Annotated in this window: 17 protein-coding genes; 12 read left to right on the forward strand and 5 right to left on the reverse strand. The window is 63.6% G+C overall.

Annotation, left to right across the window (positions count from 1 at the left end; translation table 11 throughout):
- The first annotated feature begins 592 nt into the window (after positions 1-592).
- From JQ600_RS24960 to JQ600_RS24980, 5 genes are all read left to right on the forward strand, one after another.
- On the forward strand, positions 593-7,543 hold the full coding sequence (locus JQ600_RS24960) for a cadherin repeat domain-containing protein (RefSeq protein WP_212490132.1): 6,951 nt from the start codon (positions 593-595) through the stop codon (positions 7,541-7,543).
- A 184-nt stretch (positions 7,544-7,727) separates the two neighbouring features.
- Positions 7,728-8,228 (forward strand): tail fiber protein, encoded by a 501-nt coding sequence (locus JQ600_RS24965; protein ID WP_212390798.1) that lies wholly within the window; start codon positions 7,728-7,730, stop codon positions 8,226-8,228.
- A gap of 9 nt (positions 8,229-8,237) precedes the next feature.
- Positions 8,238-8,759, forward strand: coding sequence for a phage tail protein (locus JQ600_RS24970; protein ID WP_212390797.1), 522 nt, complete (start codon positions 8,238-8,240; stop codon positions 8,757-8,759).
- 9 nt (positions 8,760-8,768) lie between these two features.
- Positions 8,769-9,293, forward strand: a complete 525-nt coding sequence (locus JQ600_RS24975; protein ID WP_212000834.1) for a phage tail protein — start codon at positions 8,769-8,771, stop codon at positions 9,291-9,293.
- Positions 9,290-9,838, forward strand: coding sequence for a GNAT family N-acetyltransferase (locus JQ600_RS24980; RefSeq protein WP_212390796.1), 549 nt, complete (start codon positions 9,290-9,292; stop codon positions 9,836-9,838). The genes JQ600_RS24975 and JQ600_RS24980 overlap by 4 nt, the downstream gene beginning before the upstream one ends.
- Before the next feature lie 89 nt (positions 9,839-9,927).
- Here the strand turns inward: JQ600_RS24980 and JQ600_RS24985 are convergent, their stop codons facing one another.
- Complete coding sequence (locus JQ600_RS24985) at positions 9,928-10,230, reverse strand: DUF6916 family protein (RefSeq protein ID WP_249136072.1); 303 nt, start codon at positions 10,228-10,230, stop codon at positions 9,928-9,930.
- A 1,185-nt stretch (positions 10,231-11,415) separates the two neighbouring features.
- On the opposite strand from JQ600_RS24985, the gene JQ600_RS24990 reads away from it, so the two are divergent.
- The 7 genes from JQ600_RS24990 (at position 11,416) to JQ600_RS25020 (ending at position 19,999) form a co-directional block, all read left to right on the forward strand.
- Positions 11,416-12,570, forward strand: coding sequence for an iron-containing alcohol dehydrogenase (locus tag JQ600_RS24990; RefSeq protein ID WP_212392047.1), 1,155 nt, complete (start codon positions 11,416-11,418; stop codon positions 12,568-12,570).
- A gap of 74 nt (positions 12,571-12,644) precedes the next feature.
- A complete protein-coding gene (locus JQ600_RS24995; RefSeq protein ID WP_212392048.1) occupies positions 12,645-14,207 on the forward strand; it encodes an AMP-binding protein in 1,563 nt (520 codons plus the stop codon).
- A 302-nt stretch (positions 14,208-14,509) separates the two neighbouring features.
- The gene (locus JQ600_RS25000; protein WP_212490133.1) at positions 14,510-16,105 is read left to right on the forward strand and encodes an ABC transporter substrate-binding protein; all 1,596 of its coding nucleotides are present in this window, start codon (positions 14,510-14,512) and stop codon (positions 16,103-16,105) included.
- Positions 16,106-16,144: 39 nt separating this feature from the next.
- Positions 16,145-17,092 carry an ABC transporter permease gene (locus JQ600_RS25005; RefSeq protein WP_192735579.1) on the forward strand — a complete coding sequence of 316 codons (948 nt, stop codon included), beginning with the start codon at positions 16,145-16,147 and terminating at the stop codon, positions 17,090-17,092.
- Positions 17,093-17,103: 11 nt separating this feature from the next.
- Positions 17,104-17,997 (forward strand): ABC transporter permease, encoded by an 894-nt coding sequence (locus tag JQ600_RS25010; protein WP_212392050.1) that lies wholly within the window; start codon positions 17,104-17,106, stop codon positions 17,995-17,997.
- On the forward strand, positions 17,997-19,010 hold the full coding sequence (locus JQ600_RS25015; RefSeq protein WP_212392051.1) for an ABC transporter ATP-binding protein: 1,014 nt from the start codon (positions 17,997-17,999) through the stop codon (positions 19,008-19,010). The genes JQ600_RS25010 and JQ600_RS25015 overlap by 1 nt, the downstream gene beginning before the upstream one ends.
- Positions 19,007-19,999: an ABC transporter ATP-binding protein gene (locus JQ600_RS25020; protein ID WP_212392052.1), complete on the forward strand. Its 993-nt coding sequence runs from the start codon at positions 19,007-19,009 to the stop codon at positions 19,997-19,999. Before JQ600_RS25015 ends, JQ600_RS25020 begins: the two co-directional genes overlap by 4 nt.
- A 187-nt stretch (positions 20,000-20,186) precedes the next feature.
- Here the strand turns inward: JQ600_RS25020 and JQ600_RS25025 are convergent, their stop codons facing one another.
- From JQ600_RS25025 to JQ600_RS25040, 4 genes are all read right to left on the reverse strand, one after another.
- Positions 20,187-22,148: an acetyl-CoA carboxylase biotin carboxylase subunit gene (locus JQ600_RS25025; protein WP_212490142.1), complete on the reverse strand. Its 1,962-nt coding sequence runs from the start codon at positions 22,146-22,148 to the stop codon at positions 20,187-20,189.
- A gap of 5 nt (positions 22,149-22,153) precedes the next feature.
- The gene (locus tag JQ600_RS25030; RefSeq protein ID WP_212269399.1) at positions 22,154-23,770 is read right to left on the reverse strand and encodes an acyl-CoA carboxylase subunit beta; all 1,617 of its coding nucleotides are present in this window, start codon (positions 23,768-23,770) and stop codon (positions 22,154-22,156) included.
- 90 nt (positions 23,771-23,860) lie between these two features.
- Positions 23,861-24,727: a 3-keto-5-aminohexanoate cleavage protein gene (locus JQ600_RS25035; RefSeq protein WP_212392053.1), complete on the reverse strand. Its 867-nt coding sequence runs from the start codon at positions 24,725-24,727 to the stop codon at positions 23,861-23,863.
- Positions 24,728-24,836: 109 nt separating this feature from the next.
- The gene (locus tag JQ600_RS25040) at positions 24,837-25,655 is read right to left on the reverse strand and encodes a helix-turn-helix domain-containing protein (RefSeq protein ID WP_212269408.1); all 819 of its coding nucleotides are present in this window, start codon (positions 25,653-25,655) and stop codon (positions 24,837-24,839) included.
- Between the last annotated feature and the right edge of the window lie 124 nt (positions 25,656-25,779).

Below are 25,779 nucleotides of genomic sequence, written 5' to 3' on the forward strand. Positions count from 1 at the left end.
GGGATCAAGCACAATCGTTATGCATGGCGGACGATCACGCCTTGCGCCGGTGCGGGTACTGGGCTGGCACGAATGGGTCAAAAGTGCTGGCCTGAAGGAAAATCGCCGGATTGCGCCATCGCGGCCACCGCGCCGAACATGACGAAAACGTGACATCACACAATTGTCGTCGGCCGCGTCGCCCAAAGTTCCATTTAGGAGAAGCGGACGACCGGCAGCGCCTCCGCGTCGACGTTACGGCCCACGCCCATATGGTTAATAATCCGAGAACGTTGACTCCAGGTTGTGCACTCGGCTACGATCATGGTTGCTAAAGTCTTAATTTTTATCCAGCCGCATTTATTGAACATTGATTACCCCCTTTTCGTTGCGGCGTTAGTGAGTGAGGCATTTCGGAGTGACGAGCGAGATTTCTGTCGCTGGTAACAGGTCTCCCCGAATTGCGTTTGCAGTCCTCCGTTCATCGGGCGGACCGGGCTGCTGCAACATCGCGCACACCATCCATCAAAACATTCGACGTGTTCACGCATCGCGCTAGCCGCGCGATTGGCTGCGTGACGCGGACAAGAAACTTGCGTTGGGAGTACGAATAATGGCGAACGATTTGCCCCCCGGTTCGATGCCGCCGCCCGCGACCGGCGGCACACCTCCCGGCGTGAATCCGCCGCCGCCCGGCCCCGGCACGCCTCCCGGTGGCCCCGGCACGGTCATCGTTGGCCCCGGACCACCGCCGCCGACAGCCAACACGCCGCCATCGACCGCGACAGACGTCAACGCCGCGGCCAACAATGTCGTCGAAGGCGCCGCCGTCAATACGCTGGTCGGCGTGACCGCCCGCTCGACGGACGCCGAAGGTCAGACCATTACCTACACGCTGGCGTCGGACAGTTCCGGCGGCGGCTTCAAGATCGACGCGGCCACCGGCGTGGTGACGGTCGCCAACCCCGCCAAGATCAACTTCGAGACCGCGGCGGGCCACGCCTACACCATCACGGTGAATTCGTTCGACGGTTTCTCCACCTCGTCGCAGAGCTTCACCATCAACGTGTCAGACATCGCGCCCTCGACCCCGGTCGACAGCAATGCCGGCGCCAACACCGTGGCGGAAGGCGCCGCCGCCAACACGCTGGTCGGCATCACCGCCTCCTCTACCGACATCAACGGCCCGGGCGTCACCTACAGCCTGAGTAATAGCGCCAACGGCGCCTTCAAGATCGATGCGGCCACAGGCGTGGTGTCGGTCGCCGATCCCACCAAGATCGATTTCGAAAGCACTGCGCCCGGGCATGTCCTCAACGTCACCGTGGTGGCGAGCGACGGTACGCTGTCGAGTTCGCAGAACTTTGCCATCAACGTGTCAGACATTGCGCTGGCGACGCCGGTCGACGGCAACGGCGCCGCCAACAGCGTCGCGGAGGGCGCCGCCAACGGTTCGACCGTCGGCCTCACCGCGTTCGCTGTTGACCCGAACGGCCCGGCGACGACCTATTCGCTGATCGGCGACACGTCCGGCGGCGGCTTCACCATCGACGCCACGACCGGAATCGTCACCGTCGCCGACGGCACCAAGATCGATTTCGAGACTGCGGCCGGTCACGCCTATTTCGTCGTCGTGCAGGCGTCTAACGGCGCACTGAATATGGCGCAAACCTTCATGATCGGCGTGACGGATGTCGCGCCCGCGGCCCCGACCGACAGCGATGCAGCGGCCAACACGGTGCTGGAGGGTGTCGCGAACGGCACCGTCGTCGGCATCACCGCCGCCTCGAGCGACATCAATGGCGGAGCCGTGACCTATTCGCTGACCGGCGATACGTCCGGCGGCGGCTTCACCATCGACGCCGCGACCGGCATCGTCACCGTCGCCGATTCGAGCAGGATCGATTTTGAAACGTCCGGCGGCAGCTACACCGTCACCGCGCAAGCCAGCGACGGCACCCTCACCAGTTCGCAGACCTTCACCATCGGCGTGACCAATATCGCACCATCGATCCCGGTCGACACCAATGCCGGCGCCAACTCGGTGATCGAAGGCGCTGCCAATGGTTCAACCGTCGGCATCACCGCTTCCTCGACAGATATCAATGGACCCGGCGTAGTTTATAGCCTCGCCGACAGCGCCGGCGGCCGTTTCACCATCGATGCCGCCACCGGCGTCGTCACCGTCGCCAACTCCAGCGCCATCGACTTCGAGAGCGCGCCGGGCAACAGCTATACGATCGTGGCGCGGGCCACCGACAGCGGCGGATTATTCAGCCAGCAGTCCTACACCATCGCCGTCACCGACGCGGCGCCTTCGACGCCCGTCGACGGCGATGCCGCAGCCAACACCGTCGCCGAGGGCGCCGCCAACGGCTCGACCGTCGGCGTCACCGCGTCTTCGACCGACGTCAACGGCCCGGGCGTGACTTACTCGCTGATCGGCGACACCTCGGGCGGCGGCTTCACCATCGACGCCACGACCGGAGTCGTCACCGTCGCCGACGCCACCAAGATCGATTTCGAAACCTCGGGCGCCAGCTATACCGTCGTTGCGCAGGCGAGCGACGGCACGCTGGCCTCTTCGCAAGCCTTCGTCATCGCCGTATCGGACATCGCGCCCTCGACGCCTGTCGACAGCAACGGCGCGGCCAACCAGGTCGTCGTCGGTTCTGCAGCCGGCGCCACGGTCGGCGTCACCGCGTCTTCCACCGACGTCAACGGCCCGGGCGTGACTTACACGCTGATCGGCGATACGTCGGGCGGCGGCTTCACGGTCAATGCCGCGACCGGCGTCGTCACCGTCGCCGATCCAAGCAAGATCCTCCTCGCCGATCCCAGCTATGACATTACCGTCGATTCCAGCGACGGCACGCTGCACAGCCAGCAGACATTCACGGTCAATGTCGTCACCAACCTGGCGCCGGCCATCGACTCCGACGGCGGCGGCGCCGTCTTCGCCAAATCGGTCGCGGAGAACACCACGGCTGTAACCACCGTCCACGCCACCGACCCGGATGCCGGCCCCTCGCCGGTCACCTATTCGATCGTCCCCGGTGACGACGGCGGCAAGTTCGCGATCGATGCGAACACCGGCGTTGTCACTTTCATCACCGCGCCCGATTTCGAGAATCCGACCGATACCGCGACCAGCGGTAACAACACTTATGTTGTCACCGTCCGCGCCTTTGACGGCCTCTCGTCCGACGACCAGACCATCACCGTCACCGTCACCGACGTCAACGACGCACCGGTCATCACCTCGAGCGCTTCGATCAACGTCAACGAGAACCAGACCGCAGTCGCCACGGTCACCTCGTCAGATCAGGACAGTCCGGCGCAGACACTGACCTACTCGCTCGCCGGTGGCGTCGACGCGGGCAAGTTCTCGATCGACCCCGGCACCGGTGTACTCACCTTCCAATCCGCACCGAACTTCGAGGTCCCGACCGACATCGGCACTGACAACAACTATGACGTCATCGTTCGCATCACCGACAACGGCGCGCCGAACCTGCACACCGATCAGGCCGTCACCGTTCACGTCCAGGACGTCAACGAGGCGCCCAATACCAACGCCATCATCGCGACCGGCAACGAAGACCCGGCCGGGCCGGCCTATATTCCGATCACGATCACCGGCACCGACGTGGACTCCGGCGACTCCGTTGCGTCGTTCCACATCAGCGGTTTGCCGGGGGGCGCGCAGGGCACGCTCTACAGCGACGCCGGCCTGACCACGGTCGTGACCGAGGGCGCCGACGTGGCGGCCTCCGGCAACGCCGCGACGCTGTATTTCGTCCCGGCCGCAAATTTCAACGGCGCGGTGACGTTCAACGCGGCTGCGACTGACAGCCATGGCCTCACCGACGCGACCGCGGCGGTCGAGACCATCAACGTAACGGCGGTCAATGACGCGCCGGTCAATACCGGCGTGCCGGGTCCCTTCACGGTGATGTCCGGATCCACCCATACCATCACCGGTCTGTCGGTATCTGATATCGACGCCAATGAGGCCGGCGTTGCCACCGACATCACGACGACGCTGACATCGGCCGGCGGCGGCGCGGTGACGATCGGTGCCGTCGGCGGCGGCGCGGCCATCGGCGGCAACGGCACCGGTACGGTGACGCTGACCGGCTCGATCGCAGAGATCAACGCTTCACTCGCGGGCAGCGTGGTCTACACCGCGGCGGACGGCGCCACCGGTTCATCGCTGACGACGCTGACGATTGCCACCAACGACCATGGCCACACCGGCATCCCCGGCGCCATCACCGACACCGACATCATCCAGGTCGGCGTCACGCCGCAGGTCTGGTTCATCAACGGCGACCAAAGCGCCATCGACGGGGCCGCGCCGCGCGGTTCACAGACCAATCCATTCACCGACGTCACCGAATTCAACGGGTCCAGCGGACCTGGCGTCAACGACTACATCTACGTCAAGGCCGGCACCTATACCGGCCCCGGCATCAACCTGAAGGACGGGCAGACCCTGCTCGGCGACGACCAGCCGCTCTCGCTCACCGATCCGTTCGGCGGCCCGGCCATCGTCATCGAAACCGCCAGCGGCGCGCGGCCGACCATCAATGTCACCAGTGCCGGCGACCAGGGCATCGACCTCGCCCAGAACAACACCATCCACGGCATCAACATCACGACCGCCGCGGGCACCACCGGCCTCGACGACGGCCAGGGCGGCGGCGGCAACGCGGTCGGCAGCCTGACCATCGACCAGATGCAGATTTCGGGCGCCGGCCAGGCGGTCGACATCGACCAGGGCGGCGCGCTCAACGTCACCATCGACACGTTGAGTTCATCCGGCGGCGCCTATGGCGTTCAGCTCGGCGGTGCGCTGACCGGTACCTTCACCGGCACCACTGGCACGCTGTCCGGCCACACCACTGCGGAATTCGACATCAACGGCGGCACCGGCAACATCAGTTATGGCGGTGCGATCGGCAATGGCACCGGCCTGTCAGCTTCGGTCGCCAGCCACACCGGCGGTACGATTGCCTTCTCCGGCGCCGTCACCGACAGCAACGATGCCGGTGGCGGCATCTCGCTCACCAGCAATACCGGCGGCACCATCAATTTCACCGGCGGCATGACGCTGGATACCGGCGCCTCGAACGCCTTCGTGGCGACCGGCGGCGGCACGGTCAACGTGACCGGCACCAACCACCTCGCCAGCAGCACCGGCACCGCGCTCAACATCACCAGCACCACGATCGGCGCAAGCAACGTCACCTTCCAGGACATCTCGTCCAACGGCGCGGTCAACGGCATCGTACTCAACACCACCGGCACCAGCGGACATCTGGTCGTCACCGGCACCGGCACGACGGACGGCACCGGCGGCACCATCCAGAACACTACCGGCCACGCCATCAGCCTGACCAATACGCAGGACGTCACCCTGCGCAACATGAACATCACCGGCGCCGACGGCAACGGCATCAACGGCAACACAATCAACGGCCTGGTGTTGAGCAACCTCAACATTTCCGGCAGCGGCGACTCCACCGCGGGCAATGGCGAAGGCAATATCTATCTGTTCGAACTGACCGGCAACGCCAGCCACGTGACCACCTTCGACGACCTCAACGTCACCAATTCCTATGTCCACAACGTCTTCATCGAGAACACCGGCGGCACGCTCGCGGATCTGGTGGTGACCGATAGCACCTTCTCCAACAACGGCGCCTCGACGTTCGCCGGCAGTCAGTTCGTGGTCAACCTCGCCTCCGGCGGCGTCGCGGGAACGCCAACCGCGACGGTTCACGCCACGCACAATACGTTCAGCGGCAATCTGTCGACGCCGTCGACCTTCACCGCGACCGGCTTCCAGGGCTCGTCCAACGACGGCACGCTCAACGTCCACATCGGCGACGGCACAGCCGGCGGCCTCAACACCTTCAATACCAACAATTCCGGCATCACCCTCAGCAGTGCGCTCGCCGGCAACCTCAATTTCGACGTCAACAACAACACGGTCACGAATAACCGCGCGGTCGGCATTGCCATCAACCATTTTGGCACCGGCACCGTCACCGGCTTCCTGCAAAACACCACGATCGGCACCCAGGGCGTGGCAGGTTCCGGCGCGCAGATCGGCAACGGCCTCGACCTCCACGACGAGGCCGCCAGCGGCACCATGACGCTGAGCGTCACCAACAACATCATTCAGAGCGTCGGCGGCGGCGGCCTGGGGTTCGAGGGCATCGTCGCCCAGGTCGGCGTCGGTGCCCAGAACTCGGCGAGCACCTTCAATCTCACCCTGACCGGCAACACCATCCGCGACATCATCGATGACCGTGGCCTCTTCGTGAATAATTTCAATAACGCCGGCCTCAGCGTGATTAACGCGAATATCAGCGACAACACGTTCTCCAACGCCAACGCCAGCGGCGCCAACACCACCGCGCGCGTCGGCGGCGCGCCCGGAGGGTCCGATCACGTCAACGTCACCCAGGCCAGCGCCGCGGCGCTGGCTGCGGCCAACGGCCTGACCGCAAGCGGCGCACCCGGCAACACGATGCGGGTCGACACCAACGTGTTCTTCAGCCAGCCCGCCCCGCCGTCGCCGCCGGCGACGCCGCAGATGGCGCTGAACGGCCAGGGTCCGGGCAGTTCGGACGTCCTCACGATGGACGCGCTGGCGCCGCTGCTCGCGGTTGCGATTGCGCAATGGGCCGCTGCCGGTGCGTCAGCCGCGCAGATCGAGCAAATGCAGAATGCCCAGATCCGCATCGCGGACTTGCCCAATTCCGGTTTCCTCGCCAACAGCGACGAGCATGGAATCACGATCGACAGCAACGGCGCAGGCTGGGGCTGGTTCGTCGATCCGACGCCGGCCAACAACAGCGAATTCGATACCGTGACTGCGCCGAACCAGCTGACGGCAACCAGCGGCAGCGCCGCCGGTCGTATCGATCTGCTGACGGTGATCCAGCACGAACTCGGTCACGTGATCGGCCTGGAGCATTCGGACATCGCCGGCCTCATGAATGTCGTTCTCGATACCGGCGAACGCAGGTTGCCCGACACGATCGACGTCGCGCTGGCCCCGACCACGACCTTGACGCCGACGATCTCGCTCGGACCTGTGACACCCACCGCGTCTACGGGAGCTGCCGCAAATCCCGGCAACGACACCATCGACGCCGGTACCGGTGGCGGCTTCCTGTTCGGCGGCGGCGGCGCGGACAATTTCGTGTTCGCCAATGTCGACGTCCATGCGGCGACGGCGCCGCCGGTCACGCATGTCGTGGATTACAGCTACGCCGAGGGCGACCGGTTCGACTTCTCCGCGCTGACCTCGCAATTCCACGCGACCGGTTTCAGCGACGGGATGATCGTGCGCGCGGTCGAGGATGGCAGCGGCCAGTTCGCGACACTGCAGGTGAACGCGACGAACCCCTTTGGCCCGCCCGCCGCGCCGCACTGGGTGAGCGTCGCGCAAATCGACGGCGCGCATTCGGGCGATGCCCTGAACGTGCTGATCGACAGTCATTCGGGCGTTCATCTCACCCAAATCCACGTCGGTTTGCTGGTTTAGAGCCAGCAAACGGCGTGTGCCCGTTGACGCCGCAATGGCGTGCTCCGGATCGCGCTGATGCGGCGCCATCCATTACGGATGAATGGCCGCGCCCCTCCCGCGCGTCGCCGCAGATTCATCTCGACGGCGAAGATAAGATAGGTTAATACCTTAGGTAGATTGACTGGAAGCAAGGGGAGAGAGCGTGGGTCAACCTTACCTGGGTGAAATCAAGCTTATTTCCTGGAATTTTGCGCCGAAGAACTGGGCGTTCTGCGACGGGCAGCTTCTGCCGATCAATCAGAATCAGGCGTTGTTTTCGATACTTCAGACATTCTATGGCGGCGATGGGCGGACCACCTTCGCGCTCCCCGATCTGCGCGGACGAACCGGGCTTCATCAGGCCCCGGGCTTTACCATCGGCCAGAAAAGCGGCGAGGAGTTTCACACGCTGATTACCGGTGAAATGGCCGCCCATAATCATGGACTGCTCGCATCCGACACGCAGGGCAACGTCAACACGGTGCAGGGCAACATCCTCGCACGTGAGGTCGGCATCCCCTACGGGGGCCTCACCTCTCCAACGACATTGCATCCCACGACCGTATCGAACGTTGGCGGTGGCCAGGCTCACGAGAACCGGCAGCCATTTCTCGTGGTCAATTTCATCATTTCCCTGACGGGCATCTACCCGTCGCGAAACTAGAGATTTCCCATGAGCAATCCCTATATCGGCGAAATTCGAATGTTCGGCGGCAACTTTGCGCCAGCCGGCTGGGCGTTCTGCGACGGATCGCTGATTGCGATCTCGGAGAACGACGCGCTCTTCACCCTGATCGGCACGACCTATGGCGGAGACGGCCAGTCTACTTTCGCCCTGCCCGATTTGCGGGGCCGCCTCCCGCTCCACCAGGGACAGGGACCCGGTATCGTGCAATCCTACACCATCGGCCAAACTGGCGGCGTCGAGACGGTGACGCTCACGACCCAACAGATTCCGATCCACAATCATGCGTTCATGGCCTCGACCGCGATCGCGACGAACCCAAGCCCGAGCGGCAATGTGCTGGCGACCTCGCCAACCATCAGCCCCTTCGTGATCGATGTGGCGGGCCCTCAATTGGTCGCCACCGCCGTCCAAGGCAACGGCTCCAATCATCCACACGACAACATGATGCCTTTCCTGACCGTCAGCTACATCATTTCGCTGTACGGCATTTTTCCGACGCAAAGTTAGAGGCCATCCATGTCAGACCCGTTCGTTGCGGAGATCAGGATATTCGGCGGCGACTTTGCGCCGACAGGATGGGCGTTGTGCAACGGCCAGCTCATGCCGATCTCGCAGAACACGGCCTTGTTTTCGATACTCGGGACCTATTACGGCGGCGACGGCAAATCGACCTTTGCGCTCCCCAACCTGATGGGCTCAGGCGCCATCAGCCAGGGACAAGGGACCGGACTGAGCGATCGCTATCTCGGCGAACCCGGCGGCGGCCAGACGGTAACCCTGTTGCAGGGGAACTTGCCGCTCCACAACCATTTTATCCAGGGCTCGACCGAGAACGCCACGCTCAAGGAACCCACCCCTACCGAATTCCTCTCGCGATCCAAGGCGGGCACCATCTATCAGTCCAACATCGCCAATCTCGTCCAGATGAATGCGCAGACACTGGCTCTCACCGGCAGCTCGCATCCTCATAACAACATGCAGCCGTATCTGACGCTGACCTACATCATCGCCTTGCAGGGCGTTTTCCCGCCGCGCGGATGAACCTGCGGGCCGCCGACATCTCGCCAGTTTCGTTCGGCTGGTTGCGCGCAGCCGGCGCAGGTCTCGGCTTTCGCCGCATCGCCGACACCGATCTGGCGTTCCTCGCCCGGCTGTATGCCTCGACCCGCACCAGCGAACTCGCGGCTTTTCCGTGGAGCGAGGCCGAAAAGGCGGCGTTCCTCGACATGCAGTTCCGTGCGCAGCACACGCATTACCAGAGTCAGCATCCCCAAGCCGACCGGCTGGTGGCGATGCGAGCCGGAGAAGCCATCGGCCGTCTCTACATCGAACGCTGGCCGAGCCAGCATTGCATCATCGACATTGCGTTCCTCCCCGAACATCGCGGCAAAGGGCTAGGCGAAGCCCTGCTGCGCGACCTGCTGGACGAGGCCGCCGCCGCCGGCAAGGACGTGTCGATCCATGTCGAGAAGTTCAATCCGGCGATGCGGCTTTACCGGCGTCTCGGCTTTGTGACCGAGGAGGACAAGGGCGTCTACGACTTGATGCGGTGGCGGGCGGAGACTGCGGCGGTGCGTACTGCGTAGGGTGGGTTAGCGAAGCGTAACCCACCATCTTCGTTCTCACGTCCGCGGTGGGTTATGCCTTCGGCTAACCCACCCTACGAATCCCCGCCTCACGAAAATATCGCCTGATAACCGCTGCCGCCTTGCAGCGGACCGATCGGCACCAGAAATATTTCCATCACCCCAAGCACAGGATGCGTCACCGGATAGATCGCCTGCGACAGCGATGTGCCGGCGGGTGCTGCGAACAGCAGCGAGAACGCCGCGCCTTCCCTTCCGCCCGCGCCAGTCGGATCGGCCTTCACCAGCTTCAGCGGCAACACGCCGCCGGTCGTCTGCATCTCGAAGTCAGCATCGAGATGGGATGCGAAGTCGTCGAGCTTGAGCGTCGCAAGGTCCGGCGATGAAGCCATCAAAATATCCCCTTCGGTTGTGCCAAGCCTCTAACATATCGCAGCACGACGCGTCCGTATTTTTTGCGCGTGGGTAAAGCGTCATTCCGGGGCGCGCGCAGCGCGAACCCGGAATCTCGAGATTCCCCGGTGAGCAATCGCGCACCAGAGGTCTGGTTCTTCGGACCATCCCGGAATGACCGCTTGATTTAGACGCCGTCCTCTCCCCGTCATTGCGAGCGCAGCGAAGCAATCCATACTGCGCCAGACCGAGGCGCGGATTGCTTCGCGGAACCTGTCATCGGGCGCGCATTCGCGCGACCCGGTGGCTCGCAATGACGGCTAGGTGCGACATAGTAGCCCGACGGGCAAATCAGTTCTGATATTCGGAAATCATGTCAAGTCCGATATTTCCGAAAATCAAAAATATTTCCCTTTCTTTCGACCCAAATCACCGGCACATTCTCACCCATCCCGTCCCACTCAGAGGGGCGTCGGCCGTCGTCATGACGAGGGGCGGGGATGCGGTGGACGTTGACGTTGCGATTGACGGTCGCGGCTGATGCGTACGGCGAAGGCGTGTGGTCCTGGCGCCCGTAACGGCGTCAAGCTCTGAAGAAGCTAACGCTTCCGAGGGGTGACGGTGGCAATAGAGGCCGCCTCACCGGGGAGAGCGCGTTATAAGCCGTAAAGCCACTGCGCAGGGAATGTCGGATGTTCTCCGCTGCCCTGTATGCTCGTGTGCAGCTTTCTTTGCACTATTCGCACACGAGACCGCGGGTGCAGCGCGCATCCGGCATTCCCTGCGCCCTTTGAATTTTGGGGGCGAAGAATTCCAGCACAACTCGGGCGCATCGCGCCGCGAGAATGCGAAGGTGCGTTTGCTTACCCTCCCCTGGAGGGGTCCGAGACAAGCGAAGCTTGCTCGTGGGTCGACGCGAAGCGGCGGGGTGGGGTGACGGTCTATCCCCTCGGACAGTCCCGGTGTTGAGAGATCACCCCACCCCGTCTCACATTTCGCTACGCTCAATGCGAGCCGACCCTCCCCCTCCAGGGGAGGGTGAAAGCAACGCATGCGCCGGTATGAAGACTTGGTACTGCCGGGATGCACCCCCGCTCCCCCCGCATCATCTTCGGGCATGACGGCCGGAATTTCCTCCGCTAACCTCCCTGCCAACAAGACCAAAATGTCCGGGGAGGACAAGCGTGCATAGAGGGCGTGTGGTATTCGGCGCCATGGATGAGGTCGTGTTCGGACGGCCTGCATCCGAGGTGATCGTCGAGCAGATGGACCGGCTCGGCGCTGTCAGAGCGTTCCTGATGGTCAGCGGCACGCTCAACCGCGAGACTGACGTGATCAGGAACATTCGCGACGTGCTGGGGCCGCGCTGCGTCGCGACGTTCGACGCGATGCCCGCCCACACGCCGCGCGCGGCCGTGGTCTCAGCGACCGAACAGGCCCGATCAGCCAAAGCCGATCTCATCGTCACCGTCGGCGGCGGCTCGATCACCGACGGCGCCAAGGCGGTGCAGCTCTGCCTCGCCAATGACATTACGACCGTCGAAGGCATCGACAAAATAAGGGCCGTTGCCGGCGCGCCGCCGCCGATGAACCCGCCGGCGGTGCGGCAGATCAGCGCGCCGACGACGATCGCCGGCGGCGAATTCACCGCCAACGCAGGCGTTACCAACGAGCGGACCAAGGTCAAGGAAGCGCTGCGCCATCGGCTGGTGATGCCGCGCGCCGTGATCCTCGACCCCGCGATCGGCCTGCACACGCCGGAATGGCTGTGGCTGTCGACCGGCATCCGCGCCGTCGACCATTGCGTTGAGGGCATTTGTGCGCGCGAGGCGCATCCCTATGCCGACGCCCAGGCGCTGAAGGGGCTTGCGCTGCTGGCGCAGGCGCTGCCGCGGGTGAAGGCCGATGGCGCCGATCTCGACGCGCGGATGGATTGCCAGATCGGCACCTGGCTTTCGACCGGGCCGCTAGCCGCGGGCGTGCCGATGGGCGCCAGCCACGGCATCGGCTACGTGCTCGGCGCCGAGTTCGGCGTGCCGCACGGCCACACCTCCTGCGTGATGCTCCCCTTCGTGATGCGCTGGAACAAGCCTGTGAATGCCGAGCGCCAGGCGCTGGTATCAGCCGCGATGGGGCATCCGGGCAAGGATGCCGGCGACGTGCTCGATAATTTCATTCGCGGCCTCGGCATGCCGCGCAGCCTGCGCGAGGTCAAAGTCGGGCCTGAGCATTTCGACCGCATCGCGCAGCAGGCGATGGCGACGCCGTGGGTGCCGCGCAACCCACGCAAGATCGAGGGACCTGCACAGGTGCGCGAGATTCTCGAACTGGCGGCCTAGAGCATGATCCGGAAAAGTGGGCGCCGGTTTTCCGAGAAGATCATGCTCAAAACAAAGGGATAGACGGAAAGTAAATGTACACCGGCAAGCATGTAAAACTTCGTCCGCTGCAGCCCGCCTTCATCATGGCGGGAACCGGCGAGACCGTCACCTATCGCGAACTCGACGCGCGCTCCAACCGGCTGGCGCATCTGTTCCGCCAACGCGGCCTGAAGCGGCTCGACCATTATTCGATCTTCATGGAGAACAACAGCCGCTATCTCGAAGCCTGCGGCGCCGGCGAACGCTCGGGCCTCTATTACACCTGCGTGAACTCGTACCTCACCGCGAGCGAACTCGCCTACATCCTGACCAACAGCCAGTCGCGCATCCTGATCACCTCTCGGGAAAAACTCGATGTCGCACGCGAGGCGTTGCAGGAATGCCCGCAGGTGGAGCTTTGCATCGTCGCCGATGGCCAAGGAGAAAGTTGGCCCGAAAGCGATCACATCGTTGGCCTGCAAGCAGCGACGGCGGATATGCCGCACACGCCGATAGCAGATGAATGCGTTGGCACCGCGATGCTGTATTCCTCCGGCACCACCGGCCGGCCGAAGGGTATTCTGCGCCCGCTGCCGGAACTGCCGGCCGACCAGAATTTGCCGCTGTTCGATTTCCTGGTGAAGATCTGGCAGTACCGCGAGGGCATGATCTATCTATCGCCGGCGCCGCTCTACCATTCGGCGCCGCAGGCCGCCGTCAACCTCACCATCAAGATGGGCGGCACCGCCATCATCATGGAAAAGTTCGATCCCGAACATTATCTCTCGCTGGTTCCGAAATGGGGCATCACGCACACCCAGCTGGTGCCGACGATGTTCTCGCGCATGCTCAAGCTGCCGGAGGAGGCGCGCACGCGATACGATCTCTCCTCGCTCGAGATCGCGATCCATGCCGCCGCGCCCTGCCCCGCGGCGGTCAAGGACGACATCATCAAATGGTGGGGACCGATCATCCACGAATATTACGGCGCCACCGAAGGGCTCGGCTTCACCTCCTGCAACAGCCAGGAGTGGCTTGCCCATCGCGGCACCGTGGGCCGGGTGCTGCTCGGCGATCTGCATATTCTCGACGAGAACATGCAGGCCGTTCCCGTCGGCACGCCGGGCACGGTGTGGTTCAAGACCGCGACGCCGTTCGAGTATTTCGGCGACCCGGCCAAGACGAAGGAGGCGCGCTCGGCGGACGGCAGCATGAGCACGGTGGGCGATGTCGGCTATGTCGACAATGACGGCTTCCTCTATCTCACCGACCGCGCGACGTTCATGATCATCTCCGGCGGTGTCAACATCTACCCGCAGGAATGCGAGAACTTGCTGATCACCCATCCCAAAATCGCCGATGCCGCGGTGTTCGGCGTGCCCAATCCGGATCTGGGCGAGGAAGTGAAGGCGGTGGTGCAGCCAATGCCCGGCGTTTCGCCAGGAGCGGATCTCGCGGAGGAATTGATCGCGTTCTGCAGCCAGTCGCTGTCGCGCCAGAAAGTGCCGCGCTCGATCGATTTCGAGAAGGAGCTGCCGCGGCTGCCCACCGGCAAACTCTACAAGCGCCTGCTGCGCGACCGCTATTGGGGCAACAAGACCTCGCGGATCGTGTGAGGGGCTCAGGATTGGCAAACGCGCGACCGCGTTGATGCGAAATATGCCGGAATGTGACGGCGTGAGCGCTCGGGTGAGGCATTATGGCGCGATCATCTTGTGTGCGTCGCAACGACGGCGCCAATTGCTCAGCCATATCCGTGCAAACGGCCGCAAAAGTCAGGCCAGTTCCGCCATACGGAGTTTCATTCGTCCGAATTGCCAACCTCCGCACGGCCTTGGCCGGTTGCCCGGCAGGATGGTCATGCTATCGTCGGCGGCAATCGGCCATTTGAGACCGAACATTCTCGGGAGGGGACACCATGCGGAGCGTGCGAACGCTTGCCGTCGCGGCGTTGTTATTGCTGCCGGCCTACCATGTTGCATCGGCGGGCGAGCCCAAGCAGGGCGGCATCCTCAAGGTCTATCACCGCGACAGCCCGGCCAGCGCCTCGATCCACGAGGAGGCGACCTATTCGGTCAACATTCCCTTCATGCCTGTTTTCAACAACCTCGTGATCTACAAGCAGGACGTCCCGCAGAACTCCATGGAGTCGATCGTCCCGGATCTTGCGGAGAGCTGGGCCTGGAGCGACGACAAGAAGAAGCTCACCTTCAAGCTGCGGCAGGGCGTCAAATGGCACGACGGCAAGCCGTTCACCTCCGCCGACGTCAAATGCACCTTCGACATGCTGATGGGCAAGTCGCAGCAAAAGTTCCGCAAGAACCCGCGCAAGTCCTGGTACGACGAGGTCGTCGACGTCACCACGTCAGGCGATTTCGAGGCGTCGTTCAATCTGAAGCGGCCACAGCCCGCGCTGCTGGCGCTGCTCGCCTCCGGCTATACGCCGGTCTATCCCTGCCACGTCTCGCCCGGCGACATGCGCACCAAGCCGACCGGCACCGGCCCGTTCAAATTCGTCGAGTTCAAGGCCAACGAATCGATCAAGCTGACGCGCAACCCGGATTACTGGAAGAAGGGCCTGCCGTATCTCGACGGCATGGAATTCACCATCATCACCAACCGGTCGACGGCCATTCTCGGCTTCATCTCCGGCCAGTTCGACATGACCTTCCCCACCGAAGTGTCGATCCCGCTGCTCAAGGACGTCAAGAAGCAGTCGCCGAACGCCGTGTGCGTCGTCGAGCCGATCAACGTCTCGACCAATATCATCGTCAACTCGTCCTCGCCGCCGTTTGACAGCCTGGATATCCGCCGCGCGATGGCGCTGGCGATCGACCGCAAGGCGTTCATCTCGATCCTGTTCGAAGGACAGGCGGATATCGGCGGCACCATGCTTCCCGCCCCGGGCGGGTTGTGGGCGATGCCGAAGGAGATGCTCGAGACGATCCCGGGCTACGGCCCCGACATCAACGCCAACCGGGAAGAAGCGCGCAAGCTGATGCAGAAGGCGGGCTTTGGGCCCGACAAGCGGCTCGCGGTCAAGGTCGCAACGCGCAACATTCCGATCTATCGCGACCCCGCCATCATCCTGATCGATCAGCTCAAGAGCATCTATATCGACGGCGAGCTTGACGTGGTCGAGACGGCGAACTGGTTCTCGAAAGTCGCGCGCAAGGATTATGCGCTCGGCCTCAATCTGACCGGCAATGCGGTCGACGATCCCGACCAGTCGTTCTACGAGAACTATTCCTGCGGCTCGGAGCGCAACTACACCAACTACTGCAACAAGGATATCGAAAAGCTGTTCAGCGAGCAGTCCCAGGAAACCGACGTCGCCAAGCGCAAGAAAATCGTCTGGGAAATCGACAAGAAGCTGCAGGAGGACGTCGCCCGCCCGATCATCTACCACGGCCGCTCGGGTTCGTGCTGGCAGCCCTACGTCAAGGGCATCACCATCATGGTGAACAGCTCCTATAACGGCTATCGTTACGAGGATGTATGGATGGACAAGTAACGTCCGCCATTACGTCGGCCGGCCAGGGAGAATAGCCAGGTGTTTGCTTATATCGTGCGACGCCTCGCCTTGATGTTCGTGACCCTGATCGGGATCTCGATCATCATCTTCGTGCTGCTGCGCGTCGTTCCCGGCAATATCGTCGACATCCTGTTCGACGCGGCCGGCTTCGTCGATCCCGCCGACAAGGCCAATCTGGAAAAGGAACTCGGTCTCAGCGACCCGATCGTGGTGCAGTATTTCCGCTGGATCGGCGGGTTGCTGCACGGCGATCTCGGCTATTCCTATGTGTCGGAAAAGCCGGCGCTGCAGGAGATCCTGCCGCGAATTCCGATCACCGCAAAGCTGGCGGGGCTGGCGCTCCTGTTCTCCGCGTCGATCGGCATTCCCCTCGGCGTCATCAGCGCCGTTCACCAGGGCACAAGGCTCGATTACGCCTTGCGTATCGTCAGCCTGAGCGGGCTGTCGCTGCCCTCGTTCTGGCTCGGACTGCTGATCCTGATGGCGTCGGTTTCGATGTTCGGAACCATGCCGATCTTCAACCCCAATCCGAAAACCTGGACCGAAGCGATCGCCATCTACTGCGTGCCGGCAATGGCGGTCGGCTTTCGCAGCGCTGCCCTGACGATGCGCATCACGCGCTCCTCGATGCTGGAAATCCTGCGCCAGGATTTCATCCGCACCGCGCGCGCCAAGGGCGCCTCGGAAAATTCGGTCAATTATCGCCATGCGCTGAAAAACGCCATCCTGCCCGTCATCACCGTGATCGGCATCGAGGCCGCTTTCCTGATCGGCGGGCTGATCGTCACCGAAACCGTGTTCAATATCCCGGGCATCGCCCGCTTCCTGGTCGAGGCGCTGCGCTGGCGCGACTACCCGATCGTGCAGAACCTCGTGATGCTGATCGCGGTCGTCGTGGTGTTCGCCAATTTTACCGTCGACCTGCTGTATGCCGCGATCGATCCGCGCATCCGCTACGGGGATTAGGAGTTATCAGCTTGGCCGTGGTCAATTACGATAGCGAACTGAAACGCGCCGGCGCCCATTCGACGCATGGCTGGCGCCGGCTGGCGTTCCTCGCGCAGCGCTACATGCTCGGCACCATCGGCCTTTTCATCATGGTGATGTTCGTCTGGGTGGCGATATCGGCCGATTTGATCTGCCGCTTCAGTCCGCTCAGCGTCGATTCTACGCACCGGCTGGCGGCGCCCGACGCCGTGCACTGGCTGGGTACCGATTCATTCGGCCGCGATGTCTGGAGCCGGATCGTCCATGGCGCCCGGATATCGCTGGCCGTCGGCATCGGCGCCACGCTGCTGGGCTCGACGCTCGGCGTCATCGTCGGCCTCGTCTCCGGCTATCTGTCGGGCTGGGTCGATCTGCTGTTCCAGCGCGTCACCGACATTTTGCAGGCCCTGCCGCTGCTGGTGCTGGCGCTGGTCATGACGGCGGCGTTGGGCCCGTCGCTGCCGAACGTCATCATCGCGATCGCAATCCCGCTGATCCCGACGGTGGCCCGCGTGATCCGTGCCAATACGCTGGCCTTGCGCGAACTGCCATTCGTCGAAGCCGCCAAGTCGATCGGCATGAGCGAAACGCGCATCGCGATCCGCCACGTGCTGCCGAACACGCTGGCGCCGCTGATCGTGCTGGCGACCGCGCAGCTCGGCTCCACCATCCTCACCGAAGCCTCGCTGTCGTTTCTCGGCCTCGGCATTCCCGAACCCTATCCGTCATGGGGCCGCATGCTGTCGGAATCGGCGGCGGAGTATGTCCGCACCGCGCCCTGGCTGGTGATCTTCCCCGGCGTCGCGATCAGCCTTGCGGTGTTCGGCACCAATCTGTTCGGCGACGCGTTGCGCGACATCCTCGACCCGAGGCAGCGCGGCTGATGAGCGGGATCGGAGCGGAAGAGACAGTTCTCGATGTGAAGAACCTGCAGACGGTGTTCTTCACCAATTCGGGCCTGTTCCGGGCGGTCGACGATGTCTCGTTCCACGTCCGCCGCGGCGAGACGCTGGCGATCGTCGGCGAATCCGGCTGCGGCAAGAGCGTCAGCGCACTGTCGATCATGCGGCTGGTGCCGGATCCGCCGGGCCGGATCGTCGGCGGCTCGGTGACACTCGAAGGCACCGACCTGCTCGGCATCAACGAAGCCGCGATGCGCCAGATCCGCGGCAACCGGATGTCGATGATCTTCCAGGAGCCGATGACCTCGCTCAACCCGGTGATGCGGATCGGCGACCAGATTACCGAGGTAGTGCGCCTGCACCAGGACATGACGGCGAAGGAAGCGTGGGCGAAAGCGGTTGAGATGCTGCGCCTCGTCCGGATTCCCGAGCCGGAGCGGCGGGCGCATGAATATCCGCACCAGCTTTCCGGCGGCATGCGGCAGCGCGCGATGATCGCGATGGCGCTGGCGTGCCGCCCGGCGCTGCTGATCGCGGACGAGCCGACCACCGCGCTCGACGTCACGATCCAGGCGCAGATATTGGCGCTGATCGTCGACCTGCAAAAGACGCTCGGCACCGGACTGATCCTGATCACGCATGATCTTGGGGTGGTCGCGCAGACGGCGCAGCGCGTCATCGTGATGTATGCCGGCAAGAAGGTCGAGGAGGCCACCGTCGAGGCGCTGTTCGAGAATCCACGGCATCCCTACACCCGCGGTCTGATGGCCTCGATGCCGGCGGTGATTTCGCTCGGCGCGAAAGAGGATGTCAGGTTGAACGAAATTCCCGGCATGGTGCCGTCGTTGACCAATCTGCCGCCGGGCTGCGCCTTTGCACCGCGTTGTCCGTTCGCAATCGACCGCTGCCGCGCCGAGTATCCGCCGCTGATGGATTTCGGCGACAATCATTTTGCGGCGTGCTGGCGCGCGGCGGAAATGGTGGCCGCGCCATGACCGACGCAACTCCCCTGCTCGAGGTCACCGACCTCGTCAAACATTACCCGGTGCGCGGCGGCATCCTTCGCCGGCGCATCGGCACCGTGCATTCGGTCGACGGCGTCAGCTTCTCGGTGGGTAAGGGCGAGACACTGGGGTTGGTCGGCGAATCCGGCTGCGGCAAGTCCACGGTCGCGCGCAGCGTGCTCCGACTGGTGGAGCCGACCAGCGGTGCCATCAAGCTTAATGGTATCGACATCACCAACCTCAGCAAGACCGATTTGCGCCCGCATCGGCGCTCGATGCAGATCGTGTTCCAGGATCCGTTCGCCTCGCTCAATCCGCGCATGACCGCGGGCGATATCGTCGGCGAGCCCCTCGGCGTCCACGGCCTCGCCACGGGCGTCAAGCAGCAGGAACGGGTCGCGGAATTGTTCGCACAGGTCGGCCTGCGCGCGGACCAAATGAAGAACTATCCGCATCAGTTCTCCGGCGGACAGCGGCAGCGCATCTGCATCGCGCGAGCGTTATCATTGGGACCGAGCCTGATCGTGTGCGACGAACCGGTATCGGCGCTCGACGTCTCGATCCAGGCCCAGGTGATCAATCTGTTGATCGACCTGCAGCGCAAGAACAATTTTTCATATCTGTTCATCGCCCATGACCTCGCGGTGGTCGCCCATATCAGCCACCGCGTCGCCGTGATGTATCTCGGACGCATCGTCGAGATCGCCGACAAGACCGAACTGTTCGCCAACCCGCGCCATCCCTATACCCAGGCGCTGCTGGCCTCGGTGCCGGTCGCCAATCCCAAAGCGAAGAAGCTCGCGCCCATGATCGACGGCGACGTGCCAAGCCCGATCAACCCGCCCTCGGGCTGCGCCTTCCACACCCGCTGCCGCTACGTGATGGACCGCTGCAAGGTGGAACGGCCGGTGCTGCTTGATGCCGGCGCGCGGCATCAGGTCGCGTGTTGGCTCAATGAGGGGACGGGGCGGGCGGAGTAAACTACACCGTCGTCCCGGCGAACGCGGGTGGAGTAAACTCTATCGTCGTCCCGGCGAAGGCCGGGACCCATAACCCCGGTCATCTGTTGTTGGAAGAAGCCGTCGACCATTGTGCTCAACAATAACTGCCGCGGCGTATGGGTCCCGGATCGCGCTTCGCTTGTCCGGGACGACATATGGTTTGCTGCTATACCGCCGCCTCGATCTCGACCACGATCTTCCCCGTCGTCACCTGCTCGCCCTCGGCCACATCGATCGCCGCGACCTTGCCCGCAACACCCGCCGTATGCACGTGCTCCATCTTCATCGCTTCCAGCGTCATGACAGGCTGGCCGGCGCTGACCTGATCGCCCGGTTTGACCAACACGGCGACGACACGGCCGTTCATCGCTGCCCGCACCTTGCCGTCGCCGCCGCTGGCCGCAGCCGACACGGGCGCTGCCAGCGTCAGATCGCGAACCGCAATCGTGGTGCCGCGGTGCAGGAAATACAGCCGATCCCGGTCACGGAGGAATTTGACGGGCTCCGAAAGACCGTCGCGGTTGAAGCGGATGGTATCGCCGTCGACGGCATGCACTTCGATCCGGTAGAGCACATTGTTGAGCCCGCGATAGCTGCCGTCACGCTCGCGCACGATCTCGATCTCATGGACTGCACCGCCGATCTCGACACGAACCGGAACCGGGAAAGCTGCTGCTAGCGAACGTCCGGGCTTCCACTTCGGCGCAGAGGGATCGGTGACATAGAGCAGCAACGCCGCAAGCTCAGCATCCGAAGCTGCATCCTTGAGCGGCGCCAGCAATTCGTCGCGATGGGTGCCGATGAAGGCGGTGGTGGCCTCACCCGCGGCAAAACCGGGATGGCGCAGGCATGAAATCAGAAAGCCCTGATTGGTGGTGACGCCGAACGCGGCTAGCTGCTCCAGACCAACGATCAGCTTGCCCCGCGCCTCATCGCGGGTCGCGCCATGGCTGATGATCTTGGCGATCATCGAATCATAGAACGGCGGAATCTCCGAGCCGGATTGCAGCGCATGTTCGACACGGATGCCGTCCGGCATCTGCCACAATGCTATCGTGCCGGATTGCGGCATGAAGTCGTGGCCGGCATCCTCCGAACACAGCCGCACCTCGATGGCATGGCCGGAAAATTTGATGTCTTCCTGCACCAGCCCAAGCGGCTCGCCGCTGGCGACGCGCAGTTGCAGCTCGACCAGGTCGAGGCCCGTGATCGCCTCGGTGACGGGATGCTCGACCTGCAGCCGCGTGTTCATTTCCATGAAGTAGAACTCGCCGCTGCTATCGAGCAGGAATTCCAGCGTGCCGGCGCCCTCATAACCGATCGATTTCACCGCTGACACCGCAACCGCGCCCATCCGCGCCCGCAGTCTCGGCGACACCGCCGGCGACGGCGCCTCCTCGATCAGCTTCTGGTGCCGCCGCTGCACCGAGCAATCGCGCTCACCGAGATGAACCGCGTTGCGGTAACGATCGCCGAACACCTGGATCTCGATGTGGCGGGGATTAACGATGGCGCGCTCGAGGATCACGGTGGGATCGCCGAACGCGCCCTGCGCTTCCGACCGCGCGCTCCGCAAGGCATCCGGAAATGCCGCGGCGTCCGCGACCAGCCGCATGCCGCGACCGCCGCCACCGGCGACCGCCTTGATCATCACGGGAAAGCCGATCTTTTTGGCTTCCGCCAGCATAACAGCGTCGCTCTGATCCGCGCCCTGATAGCCGGGCACGCAGGGCACGCCAGCCTTTTCCATGATCTCCTTGGCGCCGGCCTTGTTGCCCATCGCGCGGATTGCCGCCGGCGACGGTCCGATGAAGACCAGACCCGCGTCACGGCAGGCCTGAGCAAAATCTTCGTTCTCGGCGAGGAAGCCGTAGCCGGGATGGACCGCCGTCGCGCCGCTGGCTTTGGCCGCCGCAATGATCGCCTCGATCCGCAAATAGGATTGCGCCGGCAGCGCCTCGCCGATCCGCACCGCCTGGTCGGCTTCGCGGACATGCAGCGCGTCGCGGTCGGCATCGGAATAGACCGCGACCACGCCATAGCCGAGACGGCGCGCGGTGCGCATGATGCGCAGCGCGATCTCGCCGCGGTTGGCGATCAATATCTTGAAGAACGGCGTCGACTTCATCATCGTCATGGCCGCGCGACCGAGAATTGCATGGGCTGCGGCGTCCGTGCCTCGGCCTCGCGGCAGATTGCCAGCACCTCGGATAGTACGCTGCGGGTATCGCGCGGATCGATCACGCCGTCATCGAGCACACGTGCCGAGGTCGAGAACACGTCCATCTGGCCGTCGAACACGCCTGTTATCTGCGCCTTCATCGCGTCAAGCTTTTCCTTCTCGATCGGTTTGCCACGCCGCGCAGCCGCCGCTTCGGTGACGATCGCCATGGTCTCGGCCGCCTGCTCGCCGCCCATCACCGCCGTCTTGGCGTTGGGCCATGAGAAGCAGAAGCGCGGATGGAAGCCGCGCCCGCACATGCCGTAATTGCCGGCGCCGAACGATGCGCCGCAATAGATGGTGATCTGCGGCACGGTCGCCGAGGTCACCGCCTGAATCATCTTGGAGCCGTGCTTGATCATGCCGGCTTCTTCGTAAGCCTTGCCGACCATGTAGCCGGTCGTGTTGTTCATATACAAAAGCGGCGTGCGCGACTGGCAACAGGCCTGGATGAAGTGCGTCGCCTTGTTGGCGCCGGGCACATCGAGCGGACCGTTGTTGGTGATGATACCGATCGCCTGTCCCTCGATGCGGGCGTGGCCGCAGATGGTGGCGGGGCCGTAATTGCTGCCGAATTCGGTAAAATCGGAATCGTCGATAAAGCGCGCGATGGCCTGCCGCATGTCGACCGGACGCTTGTGGTCCATCGGCATGATGCCAAGCAGTTCCTCCGCGTCATAGCGCGGCGGCCGATACGAGGTTTCGGCCGGTTTTGGCCGGTCCCACTGCATATTGGTCATGATGTCGCGCGCGATCCGCAGCCCGTCGCGGTCGTCTTCGGCAAGATAATCGCCGAGGCCGGAGATCGAGGTGTGCATCTCGGCGCCGCCGAGTTCCTCTTCGGTCGCGATCTCGCCTGTTGCCGCCTTAAGCAGCGGCGGCCCCGCGAGGAAGGCGCGAGTGCGGCCGCGCACCATCACGATGTAGTCGGAGAGCCCGGTCTGGTAAGCGCCGCCCGCGGTCGATGAACCGTGCGTCACGGTGACAACAGGCAGTCCCGCCGCCGACAGCCTGGCCAGGTTACGAAAGATATTGCCGCCGCGAATAAAATCCTCGACGCGGTAGCGCAGCAGATTGGCGCCGGCGCTTTCGACCAGTTGCACGTAGGGCAGCTTGTTCTCCAGCGCCAGTTCCTGCACGCGCAAGGTCTTGTCGAGGCCGTAAGGCTGCAACGCGCCGGCGTCGATGCCGGAATCATTGGCGCTGATCATGCAACGGATGCCGGAGACGAACCCGATGCCGGCGATCGCCCCGCCGCCCGGGATGCTCTTGTCGGCATCCGGCACGTCGAACATGTAGCCCGCCAGCGTCATCAATTCGATGAAGGGCGAGCCGGGATCGAGCACCAGTGCAACGCGCTCGCGCGGCAATAATTGGCCGCGCTTGTGAAAGCGGTCCTTGGCTGCGGCGGAGGCGGTGCGCGTCCGCTCCTCAAGCCCGCGCATGCGCGCGATCAGCGCCAGCATGCCGTCGCGGTTGGCTCTGTAGCCGGCGCTGCTTGGGGCGATGGTGGATTCGATGATGGCCATGAATTAGTTTACTCCGTCGTTCCGGGGCGCGCAGCGAACCCGGAACCTCGAGATTCCGGGTTCGCGCCGCGCGCGCCCCGGAATGACAACTTAATGCCTCGTCCCAAATATCTGCCTTGCCTCGGCGGGGCCGGCGATCTCTCTGCCAGCACGGCGGGCGCAGGCGGCCATCGCTTCGATCAATTGGCCATTGGAGGTCACCTTGGTGCCGTCGGCGAGATAGAACGTATCTTCCAGCCCGGTGCGCAAATGACCGCCGAGGTCGGCGCAGCGCTGGTGCAGCGGCCAGATTTCGGCGCGGCCGATCGCGGTGACCTGCCAGTGCGCTTCGGGCAATTTGAGCTTGAGCAGGATCGGCAGCAGATCCGGATCCGCCGGCATGCCGGATGCAACGCCCATCACGAAATTATACTCCAGCGGCCCTGAATACATGCCAGTCTGCCGGTACATGCCGACGCAGCGCACGATGCCGACATCGAAGCATTCGAACTCCGGAATCGTGCCCGCCACTTTCATCACGTCGAGATAGTCCTGCACCTTCTCGACCGCGTTATCGAACATCATCGGCGGCCAGGCCCAGGTGTTGTCGGATTTCACCTTGAGGTAATTCAGCGAGCCGGCGTTGCAGGCCGCGATTTCGGGTTTTGTTTCGCGCACGCAATCGAGCGCGCCGCTATAATTGGGACCCGAGGTGCCGGTGGTGTGGTTGATGATGACGCCGGGGCAGGCCTCGCGCACCGCCTGCTGAATCTCTTTGCTGACGCTGACTTCCCAGGACGGCAGATGGCCTTTGTTCGGCTCCTGCTGGCGCAGATGGATGTGCATGATGCTGGCGCCGGCGTTGAAGGCGGCCTTGGCCTCGCGCGCCATCTGTTCGGGCGTCACAGGTACGTTGTGCTGTTTCGGGTCGGTCAGCACGCCGTTCAGCGCGCAGGTAATGACGGCCTTGTCGCTCATGGATCAGCCTTCGAAAATGGACGGAAATCGCCCTTGTTTTGCGCATGATCCGTTCGGAAAACCGCTTCACACTTTTCCGGATCATGCGCTGGCGATCATGCGTCCCGCATCAGCCCGCTTCTTGCGTCCACCCGCTATTGGCGCCGCCGGTGCGATTGCTGCGGTAGATCGCCAGATCGCGCGAGCCGGAAAAGATCGCGCGCGGCTTCAAGCCGTAGAAGCGGCGGATCGAGTGGCTGAAATGCGTGGAGTCGGGATAACCGATGTCCTGCGCGAGATGCGCAAGGTTGATGTCCTGGTTGGCGAAATGTAAGAGGTGCCGTGCCCGCTTCCAGGCGCGGAACGAGCGGAACGAGATTCCGGTCTCTTCCTTGAACAAATGCAGGAAGCGCGACGGCGAGAGGCCTGCTTCCGCGGCGCAGCTTGCGGCCGTCACCGGTTCGCCGCAGAATCGTCCGATCTGCAGTATCGCGCGCGCCACACGTGGATCGAGCACGCGTTGCGGGAGGGCTTCGCCAAGGCACAGAAAGTCGAATTCGGCGCTGGAGAAATCGTCGCCCGCATGGTGCTCGCGCAAGGCGAGATAGGCGGCGCGGATGCGGTCTGCAAAAGCGGCGCCTTCAGGTCCCGACAACCGCGCGGCGAGGTCTTCGAGCACGCCGGGACAAACGCTTTCCGGCTCGATCACGACGCTCAGCACCGAACGATAGTCGCTGGCGATGGTATGCCCAGTGTTCGGCAGCACAGCGAACATTTCGGCATGGCTGTTCCGGCCATCGGCTGTAAGCCGCAACCCGCCTTCGATCGCGACATAGATGTTGAACGCACCCGAGCAGCGTTCCCGCGGCCGGCCGAGCAGGCCCGCGTAGAACACGCGTTCCGGAGTGATCAGCATCAGATGGCCCGATTTCCGGCCCATGTCGTCCAAGGCGTCGTCCATGGTGCATCCTCCTCGCGCGGCTCTCTGGCCGCTGCGATAAGGGCAACCATAGCGGAAAATGGGGGTCTGTCACCGACAGAACCGCTGTCATTCCGGAGCGCGAAGCGCCCCG

Source organism: Bradyrhizobium sp. AUGA SZCCT0176 (assembly GCF_018130145.1).
In the GTDB taxonomy this organism is placed as follows: domain Bacteria; phylum Pseudomonadota; class Alphaproteobacteria; order Rhizobiales; family Xanthobacteraceae; genus Bradyrhizobium.